The following is a 13,251-nucleotide window of genomic DNA, read 5'->3' on the forward strand; positions in this document are numbered from 1 at the left end:
CACGCTCCATCCGCTCCACCTCGTTCATCGGGCGCTCCCCAGTGCGGTCAGCGGGTCGACGGCGGTGACACGGCGTACCGCGAGTGCGGCGCCCACCAGGCCGAGGACGACCATGACGGCGGCTGGCAGCACGGTCGTCCCGGCGTCCAGGACGAACGGCACGGTCCCTTCGGCGACCCGTCCCGCCGCCGCGGCGATGGCGGTGCCGAGTGCCGTCCCCGCGGTGAGGACGACGAGGGCCTGGCCGAGCGCGTCGCGCAGCAGGTAGCCGGTCGAGGCGCCGAGGGCCTTGAGGACGGCGATGTCGCCGGAACGCTGCACCGTCCAAACGGTGAAGAACGCGCCGACCACCAGTGCCGAGATGACGAAGAGGAAGCCGCGCATCAGCTGCAGCGAGCCGTTCTCCGAGGTGTAGGAGCCGATGCCCTTGCGGGCGTCCGCCTTGGAGACGGTCTCGGTGTGCAGGGCCGCGTCGCCCGCGCCGATGTCGGCGCCCTTGCCGAGGTCGAGCGCGACGACGGTGGCCTGCTTCGCGCCCGACGCGCGCGGGCCCGGGGTGAGGGGCTGCCAGTCGTCGAGGGTCGTCCAGACGACGGGCGCGTGGCTGTACGACGCGCCGGGGACGACGGCGTCGACGCGCATGTTCCCGGCCGGGCCGAGTGCGACGGTGTCGCCCGCGCGTACGTGGAGCTCGTCGGCGAGGTCCTGGGACAGGACGACGCCGCCGGGTGTCGGCCGGGCCCCGCCGGGCGCGAGCGGCCCCGCCGGGTCGATGCCGAAGGCGGCGCCTCCGGCCGTGCGCTCGCCGGCGCCGAGCCGGGTCATCGCGATGCCGAGGGGGGACGCGTCGCGCACGCCGGGCTGCGCGGCCCATCCCTTCCAGGCGTCCTCCTTGACGGTGGAGGAGGAGAAGGACACGCCCGCGGAGGCGGAGAACGCCAGCTTGTCGGCGTGGAGCCCGTCGACGGCGGAGGTGTTCTCGCGGCCGAGGCCCGCGGTGAGCCCCGACAGCAGCACGACCAGCGTCGTGATGAGCACCACGACGACGGTCATGAGCGCGAACCGCCCTCGGGCCGACCGCAGATCCCGCAACGCGACGAACACGCGCACCCTCCTCAAGCCTGCCCGGGCCCGCGGGACCGGGCCCGGACGTTCCCGGCGACCGGTCGGCCGCCGTTGTCCTCTACTCTCCGGTGCACGGGTGTGCCGGGGCATCGCGCGGCGGTTGGGGCCGGCGGGATCTTTCGGTGCAGCCGCCTCTCCGACTTTCGATGGATACGGGCGGTGTCCCGTGTGCGGTCCGCCTCCCGCCCACATCCTTGACACTGTCAAAAACTGGCGCCTATCGTTCCCGCGATGCGGGGTGCACGCGAGTGCGCCCGAAAGCGCCCGCGCACGCGTCGCAGCGCGCGCGGAATGTCGAGGGGAACGCGATGGCGGCCGCACTCAACGGGCTCACCTCCGGTAACTGGGGCCACCAGGTCCACGGACAGGACATCCCCTGGCTGCTGCGGCACTGGGCCGAGCACCGGCCCGAGCACCCGGCGCTCGTATGGGAGCCGGCCGAGGGCGAGCGGCGCACCTGGACGTACGCCGAGCTGCTCGCCGACACGCTGCGCGTCGCGGCGGGCCTGCACGCACGCGGCGTCGGCCGCGAGGACAAGGTCCTCGTGCACGCCGACAACTGCCCCGAGATGCTCGTCGCCTGGCTGGCCTGCGCCACCGTCGGCGCCGTCGCGGTGACCACCAACACGCACGCGACCGCGAGCGAGCTGGCGTACTTCGCCGAGCACACGCACTGCACCACCGCGATCACGCAGCCGCGCTTCCTCGACCTGATCGCCGAGTCGGGCGCCGACCTGCGCTGGACGGCGGTCATCGGGGCGGACGACGCGGCCGCGCTGCCCGAGGGCGCCGTGCCGTTCGCCGAGCTGTACGGCGACGCCGACGCGTACCCCGGCCGCCCGATCGAGCCGCTGCTGCCGTTCGGGATCATGTTCACGTCCGGCACCACCAGCCGCCCCAAGGGCGTCGTGCACACGCACGCCAACGCCGTGTGGGCCAGCCGCTCCGGGCCGCGCAGCATCGACCTGGGGCCGGACGACCGCTACCTGATCTACCTGCCGCTGTTCCACGTCAACGCGCAGAGCTGGTCGATGTTCTCGGTGCTGGGCGTCGGCGCGACCGCGGTGCTCATGCCGAAGTGGTCGACGAGCCGCTTCTGGGACGTCGTGGTCCGCAACGGGATCACGCACATCTCGCTGATGCCCTTCGCGATGGGCACGCTCGCGGCCAAGGACCGGCCCGAGTCGAAGCTGCGGGTGGGCGTGTTCGGGATGGTCAACACCATGCTGGACAAGATGCTCGGGCTGAAGGTGTACGGCGCGTACGGCATGACCGAGACGGTCATCCACGCCATCACCGGCAAGCCGTCCGAGCACCTGCCGGCCAAGTCGATGGGCCGGCCGGCGCCGGGCTACGGGTTCAAGATCGTCGACCGCGACACCGGCGAGGAGTGCGGCGTCGGCGAGCAGGGCGAGCTGTGGCTGCACGGCGAGCGCGGCGTGCAGTTCTTCCTGGAGTACTACGGCAACGCCGAGGCGACCGAGAAGGCGTTCGAGGGCGACTGGTTCAAGACCGGCGACATGGTGGCGCTGGGCGAGGGCGGCAACGTCTTCTACCGGGAGCGCGACAAGGACCTGCTGAAGGTCGGCGGCGAGAACGTGTCGGCGCGCGAGGTCGAGGACCTGATCCTCACCGTGCCCGGGGTCGGCTCGGTGGCGGTCGTCGGCAAGAAGCACGACTTCCTGGACGAGGTGGTCGTGGCGTTCGTGATCCGCAACGCGGCGGCGCCGGAGGCGGCCGAGCTGGAGAAGGCGGTCGTGGAGCTGTGCCGCGCCAAGCTGTCGGACTTCAAGGTGCCGCGGGCGGTGTACTTCGTCGACGCGTTCCCGACCGGGACGCTCGACAAGATTCTGAAGAAGGAGCTGCGGGAGATGGCGGACGCGCAGCCGGCGGTCTGAGCCGCGTCCGATGCGGGTGTGACGGGGGTGTGAGGTAGCGGGGGCGGTCGGGCCTGAGGGTCCGGCCGCCCTTTTCGCATGGTTGTTTCGTCCGTTTTGTTGGCGTTTGCCGGGCGGCAAATCCCTTGGTGCGTCCGCAGTATGGACGACCCTCCCCACGCATCCATGTTGTATCTATCTTGTGCGCATGGCCGCCGTCCCGTCCCCCGCCAAACCACCGCCCGCCGCCGACCGCGTGTACCAGCACGTCAAGCTCGGCGTCCTCGAACGCCGCTACGAGGGCGGCACGCTGCTCACCGAGGGCGAGCTCGCCGAGGCCGCCGGGGTGTCGCGCACGCCCGTCCGCGAGGCGCTGCTGCGGCTCGAGGCCGAGGGGCTGCTGCGGCTGTACCCGAAGAAGGGCGCGCTCGTCCTGCCGGTGTCCGCGCAGGAGGTGGCGGACGTCGTCGAGACCCGGCAGCTCGTGGAGGCGCACGCGGCACGCAAGGCCGTCCCCGCGTCGCCCGAACTCATCGCCCGGCTGACCGAACTGCTCGACCAGCAGCGCGCGCAGGTCGCCGCCGGCGAGTTCGCCGAGGCGGCCGTCACCGACCGGTGCTTCCACGCCGCGATCGTGCGCAGCGCCGGCAACGAGATCCTGGCCCGGCTCTACGACCAGCTCCGCGACCGCCAGGTGCGGATGGTCGTCGCCGTCATGCACGCGGGTGCCGAGCGGGTCGCACGGTCGCTCACCGACCACGCCGAGATCCTCGAGGCATTGCGCGGCGGCGACGCCGACGCGGCCGTCGCGGCCGTCCACCGTCACGTCGGGCGGCTGCCCGAGATCATCCGCGGCGAGGTGCGCTGACATGACGCAGACACACACACCGGCCGCCTCCCCCGTCCGGCCGACGGATCCCCCCGGCGGGCGGCGCGCGGTCGCCGTCTGGTCGGTCGGCGTCGCCGTGTACTTCGTGGCGGTCATCTTCCGGACCTCGCTGGGCGTCGCGGGACTCGACGCCGCCGACCGGTTCGACGTCAACGCGTCGGCGCTGTCGACGTTCTCCATCCTCCAGCTGCTGGTGTACGCCGGCATGCAGATACCCGTCGGCCTCCTCGTCGACCGGCTCGGCACCAAGCGCATGCTGACCATGGGCATCGTCCTGTTCACGGTCGGGCAGTTGGGCTTCGCGTTCTCGACGTCGTACGGCATGGCCCTCGCGTCGCGCGCGCTGCTGGGGTGCGGCGACGCGATGACCTTCATCAGCGTGCTGCGGCTCGGAACGCGCTGGTTCCCGGCGCGGCGCGGGCCGCTCGTCGCGCAACTCGCCGCGCTCATCGGGCAGGCGGGCAACCTCATCTCGACGCTCGTGCTCTCCCGGCTGCTCCACGAGGCCGGCTGGACGGCGGTGTTCGCGGGGAGCGCGGCGGCGGGGGCGGTCGTGTTCGTGCTCGTCCAGCTGTTCCTGAAGGACCACCCCGAGGGGTACGAGGTGCCGGCGGTGGCGCACCGCGGAGCCGCCTACGTGCGGCGGCAGATCGCCGAGTCGTGGGCCGAACCGGGAACGCGGCTCGGGCTGTGGACGCACTTCACGACGCAGTTCCCGGCGATGGTGTTCCTGCTGCTGTGGGGAATGCCGTTCCTCGTCGAGTCGCAGGGCCACACGCGCGGCACGGCCGGCGGGCTGCTCACCGTCATCGTGCTGTCGAGCATGGTGCTCGGCTTCGTGTTCGGACAGGTCATCGCCCGGCACCAGGCCGCGCGGCTGCCGATCGCGTTGGGGACCGTCCTCACCACGGCCACGGCGTGGGCGGCCACGATCTTCTACCCGGGCGGCATCGCGCCGATGTGGCTGCTGGTCGTGCTGTGCCTGGTGCTCGGCGCGTGCGGGCCGGCCTCGATGATCGGCTTCGACTTCGGGCGCCCCGCCAACCCGCCCGAGCGGCAGGGAACGGCCTCGGGAATCGTCAACATGGGCGGCTTCGTCGCCTCGATGACGACGCTCCTGACGGTCGGCGTCCTCCTCGACGCGACGGGCGACGACTACCGGATCGCGTTCTCCTCGGTGTTCGTCCTGGAGGCGGTGGGGCTCTTCGCGATCTTCCGCCTGCGCGGCCCCGTCGCGCGGGCCGAGGCGGCCCGCCGCGAGGCCGGACCGATCCCGGTGGCCACCTCGGACCACCCGGCGGGGCTGGTCGACTCCCGGCAGGGCTAGTACGGGGCCGCCCGGCCTCCGACGACCGCGACCGCGGTGTCGAGGAGTTCGGGGGTCGTGCCGGCGAAGTCCCCGGCCAGGGCGAGGGCGACCGCCCAGGCCTCGATGTCGTCGCCGAGGCGCGCGGCGGTGAGGCCTGCGAGGTGCGTGCGGGCTTCCTGATCGTCGGGGCGTCCCTCCCGGCGGTCGCGGATGAGGTCGGGGCAGCCGGCCTGCCTCGACAGGTACGTCACCGCTTCGCGCTGGAACGGCTCGGCGCGGTCGGCGTCCATGATCTGCGACCAGTCCAGCGGGGTGTGCGGCCAGCGCTCGAGGACATCCTGGGTCACCTTCCTTCGGCCACGCAGCATCCGGATGAACCCCTGGGTGCCACAGCTGCGTTCATACGTCCGCTCCAGACGGCGCAGGTCGGTCGGGTCGGCCAGGACCACGCGCACCGGCTCGGGTATGGGCCTGGTCAGGAACCGGGCGGTCGCGCCGCGCGCCACATCGGGCCCGACGATGCGGCGCAGGCCCAGGCAGCCCCGGAGGGCGATCGCGGGGCTGGTCCGTTTGGCGCCCGGAAACGGGAGCACGGCGAGCGCGGCCACGGTCAGGTCCGGGTCGTCGCATTCGATGGCCAGCATCAACCGCTTTGTCGGGCTGTAGGGCCCGCTGGGCTCGCCCTTGCGCGGGATCAGGTACTGGGGCACCACCCTCGCGGCCGCCTTGTGCGCTTCTCGCGGGGCGTACGGGTTGCTGAGCACCGCCACGGCGACCTGGACGTCGGCCTTCGCGGCGAGTGCGTAGATCGTGTCCGGATGGGCGCGCCGGTTGCGGCCGAGGGCCGCCTGCTGCTCGCGGGTGCCGTTGGCCGCGACGTGCGCCGAGACCACGGCGTCCGGGGTGCGGAAGTCGCCGAGGACCGCGGTCTGCAGCGCGGGCCCGAGGCGGTCGAACAGTCGGGGGCGCATGGCCTCGGGTGCCGCCTCGAGCAGCATCGACGGCGACGTCAATCCGGTCTCCTCACAAGCGGTCCATGCGGAGGAACTCCGTGATGCGGAGCACCTTGGGCGGGCGGGGCACATGATTCGGGAGTGCCTGGAAGGCCTCGGCCCTGTCGACGAGGCGTGGGGCGGTGAGGTCGAGTTCCTGTCCGTCGACCCGGAGTCGCGCGGTGCCGGAGGCGAGGATATTGCGTACCCAGTCGGAGCCGGAGCCGTACACGAGTATGAACAGGTAGCCGCCGTCGACGGGGTGGGCGTCGAGCGGGGTGCGGTACGTCGTGCCGGAGGTCCGGCCGACGTGGATCAGGACGGGGCGGCGGCCGTTTCTGATCTCACGCGGGTTGAAGACGCGCTTGTTGACGTGGCCCCACCAGAGCGGCATCGGCATGCGTGGCTTCCTTCCTGGCTCCTGTGCCGGCCGGCGCACCGACCCAACCGTTCGGGCCTTACAGGCGTAAGCCGGGGTACGCTTGCAAGGCTTGCTTACGGGTGTAAGCCTGTCAACACCCTCACGGTCAGGAGCTCGCGTGCCGCCCTCTCCCCCGCCCCGCCGACCGCTCAGCAGGGAACGTGTGTTGGACGCCGCGGTCCGGGTCGCGGACCGCGGCGGCGTCGACGCCATCTCGATGCGGAAGGTCGCGCAGGAGCTGGGCGTCGAGGCGATGTCGCTGTACCGGCACGTGCCGAACAAGGACGCGGTCCTCGACGGCGTGGTGGACGTGGTGTTCGCGGCGATCGAACTGCCTGACGCCGGGCGGGAGGACTGGCGGGACGCGATCCGCGCGCGGGCGAACTCCGCGCGTGCGGTGCTGTCGCGGCACAGTTGGGCGCTGGGCCTGATGGACTCGCGCCGCAACCCGGGGCCGGCGACGCTGCGGCACCACGACGCCGTGCTGGGGGTCTTGCGGGAGGCGGGGTTCGGTCTCCGGACGGCCGCACACGCCGTCTCACTCATCGACAGCTACGTCGGCGGGTACGTGCTCCAGGAGCAGAACCTGCCGCTGACCTCGACGGACGAGGTCGCGGAGGTCGCCGACGGAATCCTCGCGGCCCTGCCCGCCGACGAGTTCCCGTACCTCACGGAGATGATCGTCGAGCACGCGCTGAAGCCGGGCTACGACCACACGGCCGAATTCGCGTACGGCCTCGACCTGATCCTCGACGCGCTGGAGGCCCGGCGCGGGTAGCCGCTACGCGACGGCGGCGGACCGGCCCTGGCTGGACCGGCCCGCCGCCGCGTTCGTCAGACGATCGGCTGCGTCGAGTCGAGGAACACGTAGTCCGCGCGGTACGGCACCTCGACGCGCGCCTGCGCGGCCGGGTCGCACGGGCCGGACGGGGCGACGCCGCCCACGGTGTTCAGGCGCAGGATCTCGTCCGTGCCGGCCAGGAGGCCGAACGGGCGCCCGGCCTGCGTCGCGGCGAGGTCCAACTCCGCGATGTTGCCCGTGCCGTTCGGCGTGCGGGCCAGCACCTTGCCGGTGACCGCGCTCCGGTCCCGCGCCAGCCACTCGGGCGGGCCGGCGGGGCCGGGGTTCGCGAAGAAGTGCGAGATGCCGTTGTCGAGCGTGGCCCGCACGTTGTCCTGCGTGAACGCGAACGAGCCGTCCGGCTGCACGGTGCAGGCGTAGATCTGCACGCCCTGGGTCACCGACGCCTTGGTGTCGCGCTGGAGCGCGTGGTCCATGTCCAGCGTGCTCCTGATGCCGTTGACCTGCCCGCGCACCGCGCCGCCGGGGAACTCCGGTGTGGCGATGTCGAGGTGGAACGCGCGCGGGTTCGCCTTCAGGTCGGCGAGGAACTGGGCGTCCTTGACGCGGACGGTCCCGGTGGCCGTGCCGTTGTTCCCGTACGCCGGGGCGGTGAACAGCGTGACCTCGACCGCCCCGTTCTCCCCCTTCGCCCCCGCCTGGATCGTGCCGGTCGCGGGCGCGGCGATCCCCTTGAAGGCGGCGGCGAACCGGATCTCGTCGCCGCTCACCTGAAGGTAGGCGACGGCGGTGCCGTCCTTGTCGCCCGCTGCGGGACCGCCGGGCGTGGGAACCTCGTTGCCTCCGTTGAGGCTCACAGCGAAGTAGGCGGCGTCGGTGCCCGTCCCGTCCGCCGCCGCCCCGGCCGAAACCGCAGGCCCCGCAACGGCGATCCCCAACGCGGCGAGCGCGGACACGCCTGCCGCCATCCTCTTGATGTTCATGACTGGACCCCCCAGTACCGCGGCCACCGCACTGCACGGTGGCGCTTCGACGTCGGGTACGGAGCGGATCATTCCGACTGTTCAATGACGAACAGCGGTAAAGGTCACATGAGTTGCGGTGAACTCGAAGCCCTGACGATCCGTGCGCCGCGCGTTCGTTGGAGGTGGCGGGCGACGAAGCTCACGGCGCGGTCGCGGGTGGTCCGCATCCTTACGGGTGAACCTGGGTTGCCAATCCGCCGCCGACCCGTAGCCTGGCGCCAGGGGAAGGGGGGCTACGGATGTATTCGTCGCCGGGGGAAGGCGCGGACCCGCTCCGCGTTCTCGATGCCCTCGACCAGGCCGCCGACGTGCTGGGTGTGGTGTCGGACGGCGAGGTCGTGTGGGGATTCTCGTCCCGGATGGTGTCCCGGAGGGTGCGGTACGGGCGGCGGGCCGCGTGGCTGCGGGTGTTGGAGGCGTCCGCGTCCGGTGCGCGGGGCCGGCTGTGGGAGGGGAACGAGGCCGCCGAAAAGGCGTTCGGGGACCTGGCCGGGGTACGGCCCGCGCTGCTGAACCTGTTCGACTGGGCCGAGGGCGGTGCGGCGTTCCGGGCGGAGCTGATCGCGTACGTCGACGAGCCGGTGTGCTCGGCGTCGGCCCGCGCGCCCGAGGGATTCGACCCCGGCCCGCGGTGGTGGTCGACGCTGCGCAGCGCGCTGGAGACGGTGGGCCGGGCCCGCACCGAGCGGGTGACGGTGCGTCAGGACTGGGTGGACCGGGCGGTGCCGCGGTTCGTCGGCGTCGCCGCGCCGCGGATCGGCGGCATGGTGCCCGCGCACGGCGACCTGCACTGGGCGAGCGTGACCCGGCACGGCCCGCACATCGTCGACTGGGAGGCCTGGGGCCTGGCCCCGGTCGGCTTCGACGCGGCGATGCTCCACACGTACGCACTGCTGCACCCGGACGTCGCGGCGCGCGTCCGCAGGGAGTTCCCGGTTCTGGACAGCGCGGCGGGGCGCGTCGCCGAAACGGTGGTGCTCGCGCAGCTGCTGGAGCGGGTCTCCGAAGGTCTCGACCTCGACCTCGCGGACGCGCTGCGGGAGCGCGTAGCGGCGGTGTGCGGGCGGCTCTGACCGCGAGGGTGGTGGTGGCCGGGGAACGGCCCGTGCCCCTGTGGGAGATCCGCAGGGGCACGGGCGGTTCGCCATTTCGGTCAGACGCCGAACAGGGCTCGGCGGTCGCCGAGTTCGTCGGGGGCGGCGTGGCTGGTGGCGTCGAAGCGCATCGTCGTTCGGCCGTCGGTGGTGTAGCGGGGCCAGTCCGGGAGGCCGGTGTCGCCGGGCGCTGACGGGTCGCCGGTGCGGACGAAGGCGATCCAGGCCCGGTGCATCGCGGCGCCGAGGTCGGCCACGGTCTTGGGGTCGGCGCCGGCCAGGAAGGGTGCCTGGGACCAGCGGTCGGCGTTGTGGAAGGTGAACGGGAGTTCGAGGCAGTGGGTCGCGCCGAGGCGTCCGTCGTAGGCGGGGGTCGCGTAGTCGAACTGGTAGACCCAGGCGGGGTTTTCGGCGGTGGCGCGGGCTTCGGCGAGGGTCGAGCACGGGATGCGGAACAGTTCGTCGCCGAGGAGGTCGGTGACCACCGCGCCGAGGCCGCCGCTCGTGGTCTCGGTGTAGTGCGCGTAGGCGGCGTCGGCCCGTTCGCCGAACGCGCCGGCGAAGCGTTCGCGGACCAGGGCCGGGTCCGGGTCGGCGTACTGCGGTTCGAGCACGAGCGCGAAGGTGGCCTCGTCGCGGGTCCAGCCGAGCATGAGGTCGGTGGTCGCCGCGGCGCCGCCGACCAGCGTGTCCAACGGGTTCCCGACGAGCAGCCGGCCGTCGGCGACCGGCAGGAACGGCACGCGCCAGGTCGCCCACGGCGCCGGGGCCGCGAACATGCCGAAGGTGGCCTCGATCAGCCGCTCGTACGGCAGTTCGCGCAGCTTTTCGACGCTGCCGGCGTCCGCGGCGCGGACGAACAGCTCGGTGGTGGCCAGGGATTCGTCCGGCGTGGGCAGCGTGAGCCCGAACGGCGGGCTCTGCAGGATCATGCGGCGGAACAACGGGCCGCCTTCGGGGTGGACGGCCAACGCCGCGGTGGAGAACGCGCCGCCGGACTGACCCGCCACGGTGACGTTGTCCGGATCGCCGCCGAACGCCGCGATGTTCTCGTGCACCCAGCGCAACGCGGCGAGCTGGTCGGTCAGCCAGACGTTCGTGGAGTCCTCGTCGCCGAGGTAGAGGTAGCCGAGGGCGCCGATGCGGTACGAGATGGTGACGACGACCAGGTCGCCGTCGCGCGCGAACGTGTCGCCGGCGTAGTACGGCAGCGTGCCGGATCCGGAGAGGAAGCCGCCGCCGTGGATCCAGACGAGCACGGGCCGGCGGGCGCCGTCGGGGGCGGGGGTCCAGACGTTGAGGGTGAGGCAGTCCTCGTCGAACGGCGGACGGCCGTGGTCGCCGAGCACGGGGTGCCCGACGGGCTGCGGGGCGCTCGGGCCGTATGCGGAGGCGTCGCGCACACCGGCCCAGCCGGGGTGCGGCCGAGCCGACCGGAACCGCAGCTCACCGACGGGCGGGGCGGCGTACGGGACCCCCCGGAAGACGGCGAGCCCGTCCTCACGGGTACCGCGCAACGCGCCGCCGGAGGTCTCGACGACGGGCGCGCCTGCGACGTCGTTCTCGGCTGCGGACATGTGCTACCCCTTCCGGTGCGATACCGGCCGCTTAATCGAGCCAGCAATCCCGCACGATACCGCGAGATTCTGACGACCGCCAGAATTACTGCACACGTGGGCGCGCCTGCCCGCAGTGGCGCTCCGCGCAGGGACGGACGGAGTGTGCCGGCACTCCGCGCGAAGCCGCGAGAGGGCACCGCCAGCGGGAAGGCGGGGCCCGGGCGACGGATCGGCCTGTGGGCAGGAGCGCACGAGAGCGGAGGCGAACGCGCGAGCGGCGCTGCGGCGGAAGGCGGGGCGTGGGACACGGTCTCGGCGGATGGCAGGAGCACAGGCCCCAGACACCCCGAACGCGCGAGCACGGCGCACGAGCGGCAGGGAGGCGTGGACGACGGGTCGGTCAGCCGGCGGGGGCGCAGGGCGCGAACGAACGGGCCACGAACGGAACGCGCGAGACGCTGCAGGCGGATCGCGGGGGCGTCGGCCACGGATCCGGCGGCACGAGCTCAAGACGCGGGCGCAGGGGGGCGCAAAGTGGGGGTGCGAGCGTGGAGCGCGAGAGCGGCGCCACAAGGCGAGACCGCCCCGGCGCGGCCTGCGGAATGTGTGGCCGCGAGCAACGGGTCCGTGGGCACGAGCGCTCCGCGCAGGAACGGACGGAGTGCGCCAGCACTCCGCGCGAAGCCGCGAGAGGGCACCGCCAGCGGAAAGGCGGGGCTCGGGCGACGGATCGGCCTGTGGGCAGGAGCGCACGAGAGCGGAGGCGAACGCGCGAGCGGCGCTGCGGCGGAAGGTGGGGCGTGGGACATGGTCCCGGCGGACGGCAGGAGCACAGGCCCCAGACACCCCGAACGCAGCCGGCGGGGGCGCAGGGCGCGAACTGCGGGGCGTGGGACATGGTCCCGGCGGACGGCAGGAGCACAGGCCCCAGGCACACGGAACGCGTCCGTGGGCACGAGCGCCCGGAGCGCACGGGCGGGAGCAGCGCTGCGACCGGGCACGCTGACGAGCGGCTGACTGGGCCAGCGGGCGGGCGCTGGGGGCGCGGGAGCGGGAGCGCGGGCAGGGCCGACGCGCGGACGGCACGGGGGGTTACGGATACGGGCGACGGCGGAAGCTCGGAGCGCGGCCGCAGGAAGCTGCATCGCCGGTGCCCCTACTGTTCCTCCAGCCCCGTCACCGCCCGCACGTGCGTCAGGCTGGGTTCGGCCAGGAGCGCGTGCAGGTCCGCGAAGACGCGGCGGGCCTCTACGGCGTTCCAGTCGGCGGGCAGGAGTTCGGCGGGCAGGCCCGGGTCGAGGTAGGGCAGGCGTCGCCATTGGGTGAGCATCGGGACGTAGTTGCGGAAGGCGTCGAGGGGGTCGACCTCGTCGCCGGTGCCCAGGTCCGCGGCGATGCCGCCGTAGGCGTCGGTGAACTGGGCGTACTGCTTTTCGATCGCCTCGAAGTCCCACCACGCGCCGACCGTGTCCGAGAGGTCCGCGAACGCCTCGTAGCCCCCGGCGAACAGGTGAACGTAGGACGACAGGCCGACGCGTTCGAGCATGCTGCGTGCGTCGTCGAGCAGGCGGGCCGGCGCGACCCAGACGCCCGGTGACGCGTTGCCGAAGCCGAGCCAGGTCAGGCGGGAGCGCAGCTGGTGCCGGGCGGCGCGTTCGCTCTCGGGGACGGAGAACACCGCCACGACCCAGCCGTCCTCGAGCGCCGCGGGCTCGAGGCGGTCGAAGATCCGGCGGTCGCCCTCGTCGAACACCGGCACCACCTCGGGGGCGAGCCGGTAACCGGTGCCCGAGCGGCGTTCGGCGACCAGCGTTCCGCGCTTCTTCAGGCGGGAGATGGCGGAGCGCACCGCGGGGCCGTCGACGTCCAGTTCGGCCATCAACGTGATGAGGTCCGCGATCGAGATCCAGCCGCCGAGGCGGCGGACGAACGCACCGTAGACCGTGTTGATGAGCGAGCTCGGCCTGCTCTCCGTCATGATCGCCTTTCCTGCCAGGTTCGGCGGCGATCCTACCGACCGGTCACCCCGCCTCGGCGTACCGCCCCGACAGCAGTGTGCCCGCTCCCGGCGCGACCGCGGGCAGCCCCAGCGAGCGCAGCATCTGGTGCGCCGTGCAGATCGCCGCGGACACGACCGGCTTGCCCAGCTTCTGCTCGG

General features: G+C 72.9%; 11 protein-coding genes. 5 read left to right on the plus strand and 6 right to left on the minus strand.

Going from position 1 to position 13,251, the window contains the following annotated elements; all coding sequences use genetic code 11:
- Nucleotides 1-24 precede the first annotated feature (24 nt).
- Entirely contained in the window at nucleotides 25-1,104 is a 1,080-nt protein-coding gene (locus QI554_RS27825; RefSeq protein ID WP_281473484.1) for an ABC transporter permease, read from the minus strand.
- A gap of 329 nt (nucleotides 1,105-1,433) precedes the next feature.
- Between QI554_RS27825 and QI554_RS27830 the strand changes: the two genes are divergently transcribed.
- From QI554_RS27830 to QI554_RS27840, 3 genes are all read left to right on the plus strand, one after another.
- Complete coding sequence (locus QI554_RS27830; RefSeq protein ID WP_281473485.1) at nucleotides 1,434-3,023, plus strand: class I adenylate-forming enzyme family protein; 1,590 nt, start codon at nucleotides 1,434-1,436, stop codon at nucleotides 3,021-3,023.
- 187 nt (nucleotides 3,024-3,210) lie between these two features.
- Complete coding sequence (locus QI554_RS27835; RefSeq protein ID WP_281473487.1) at nucleotides 3,211-3,870, plus strand: GntR family transcriptional regulator; 660 nt, start codon at nucleotides 3,211-3,213, stop codon at nucleotides 3,868-3,870.
- A gap of 1 nt (nucleotide 3,871) precedes the next feature.
- A complete protein-coding gene (locus QI554_RS27840; protein ID WP_281473489.1) occupies nucleotides 3,872-5,218 on the plus strand; it encodes an MFS transporter in 1,347 nt (448 codons plus the stop codon).
- On the opposite strand, the gene QI554_RS27845 is transcribed toward QI554_RS27840, so the two are convergent.
- Nucleotides 5,215-6,213 carry a hypothetical protein gene (locus QI554_RS27845; protein ID WP_281473491.1) on the minus strand — a complete coding sequence of 333 codons (999 nt, stop codon included), beginning with the start codon at nucleotides 6,211-6,213 and terminating at the stop codon, nucleotides 5,215-5,217. The two genes, QI554_RS27840 and QI554_RS27845, sit on opposite strands and share 4 nt — an antisense overlap.
- Nucleotides 6,214-6,223: 10 nt before the next feature.
- Nucleotides 6,224-6,592: a nitroreductase family deazaflavin-dependent oxidoreductase gene (locus tag QI554_RS27850; protein WP_281473492.1), complete on the minus strand. Its 369-nt coding sequence runs from the start codon at nucleotides 6,590-6,592 to the stop codon at nucleotides 6,224-6,226.
- 184 nt (nucleotides 6,593-6,776) lie between these two features.
- Between QI554_RS27850 and QI554_RS27855 the strand changes: the two genes are divergently transcribed.
- Complete coding sequence (locus tag QI554_RS27855) at nucleotides 6,777-7,391, plus strand: TetR/AcrR family transcriptional regulator (RefSeq protein WP_281473508.1); 615 nt, start codon at nucleotides 6,777-6,779, stop codon at nucleotides 7,389-7,391.
- 56 nt (nucleotides 7,392-7,447) lie between these two features.
- Here the strand turns inward: QI554_RS27855 and QI554_RS27860 are convergent, their stop codons facing one another.
- Complete coding sequence (locus QI554_RS27860; RefSeq protein ID WP_281473493.1) at nucleotides 7,448-8,398, minus strand: CHRD domain-containing protein; 951 nt, start codon at nucleotides 8,396-8,398, stop codon at nucleotides 7,448-7,450.
- Between the two features lie 281 nt (nucleotides 8,399-8,679).
- Between QI554_RS27860 and QI554_RS27865 the strand changes: the two genes are divergently transcribed.
- Nucleotides 8,680-9,513, plus strand: coding sequence for a hypothetical protein (locus QI554_RS27865; protein WP_281473495.1), 834 nt, complete (start codon nucleotides 8,680-8,682; stop codon nucleotides 9,511-9,513).
- 80 nt (nucleotides 9,514-9,593) lie between these two features.
- Here QI554_RS27865 and QI554_RS27870 read toward each other — a convergent pair whose 3' ends face one another.
- Together QI554_RS27870 and QI554_RS27875 are read right to left on the minus strand one after the other, a co-directional pair.
- Nucleotides 9,594-11,111 carry a carboxylesterase/lipase family protein gene (locus QI554_RS27870; RefSeq protein WP_281473496.1) on the minus strand — a complete coding sequence of 506 codons (1,518 nt, stop codon included), beginning with the start codon at nucleotides 11,109-11,111 and terminating at the stop codon, nucleotides 9,594-9,596.
- A 1,138-nt stretch (nucleotides 11,112-12,249) separates the two neighbouring features.
- On the minus strand, nucleotides 12,250-13,071 hold the full coding sequence (locus QI554_RS27875) for a PaaX family transcriptional regulator (RefSeq protein WP_281473498.1): 822 nt from the start codon (nucleotides 13,069-13,071) through the stop codon (nucleotides 12,250-12,252).
- Nucleotides 13,072-13,251 lie beyond the last annotated feature (180 nt).

This window comes from Yinghuangia seranimata (genome assembly GCF_029953285.1).
GTDB classification, from domain to species: domain Bacteria; phylum Actinomycetota; class Actinomycetes; order Streptomycetales; family Streptomycetaceae; genus Yinghuangia; species Yinghuangia seranimata.

Bases quoted from the DNA above. Each gene is read 5' to 3' on its own strand.
- QI554_RS27830 (WP_281473485.1), top strand. From the start codon at position 1,434: ATGGCGGCCGCACTCAACGGGCTCACCTCCGGTAACTGGGGCCACCAG.
- QI554_RS27835 (WP_281473487.1), top strand. From the start codon at position 3,211: ATGGCCGCCGTCCCGTCCCCCGCCAAACCACCGCCCGCCGCCGACCGC.
- QI554_RS27840 (WP_281473489.1), top strand. From the start codon at position 3,872: ATGACGCAGACACACACACCGGCCGCCTCCCCCGTCCGGCCGACGGAT.
- QI554_RS27850 (WP_281473492.1), bottom strand. From the start codon at position 6,592: ATGCCGATGCCGCTCTGGTGGGGCCACGTCAACAAGCGCGTCTTCAAC.
- QI554_RS27860 (WP_281473493.1), bottom strand. From the start codon at position 8,398: ATGAACATCAAGAGGATGGCGGCAGGCGTGTCCGCGCTCGCCGCGTTG.
- QI554_RS27865 (WP_281473495.1), top strand. From the start codon at position 8,680: ATGTATTCGTCGCCGGGGGAAGGCGCGGACCCGCTCCGCGTTCTCGAT.
- QI554_RS27870 (WP_281473496.1), bottom strand. From the start codon at position 11,111: ATGTCCGCAGCCGAGAACGACGTCGCAGGCGCGCCCGTCGTCGAGACC.
- QI554_RS27875 (WP_281473498.1), bottom strand. From the start codon at position 13,071: ATGACGGAGAGCAGGCCGAGCTCGCTCATCAACACGGTCTACGGTGCG.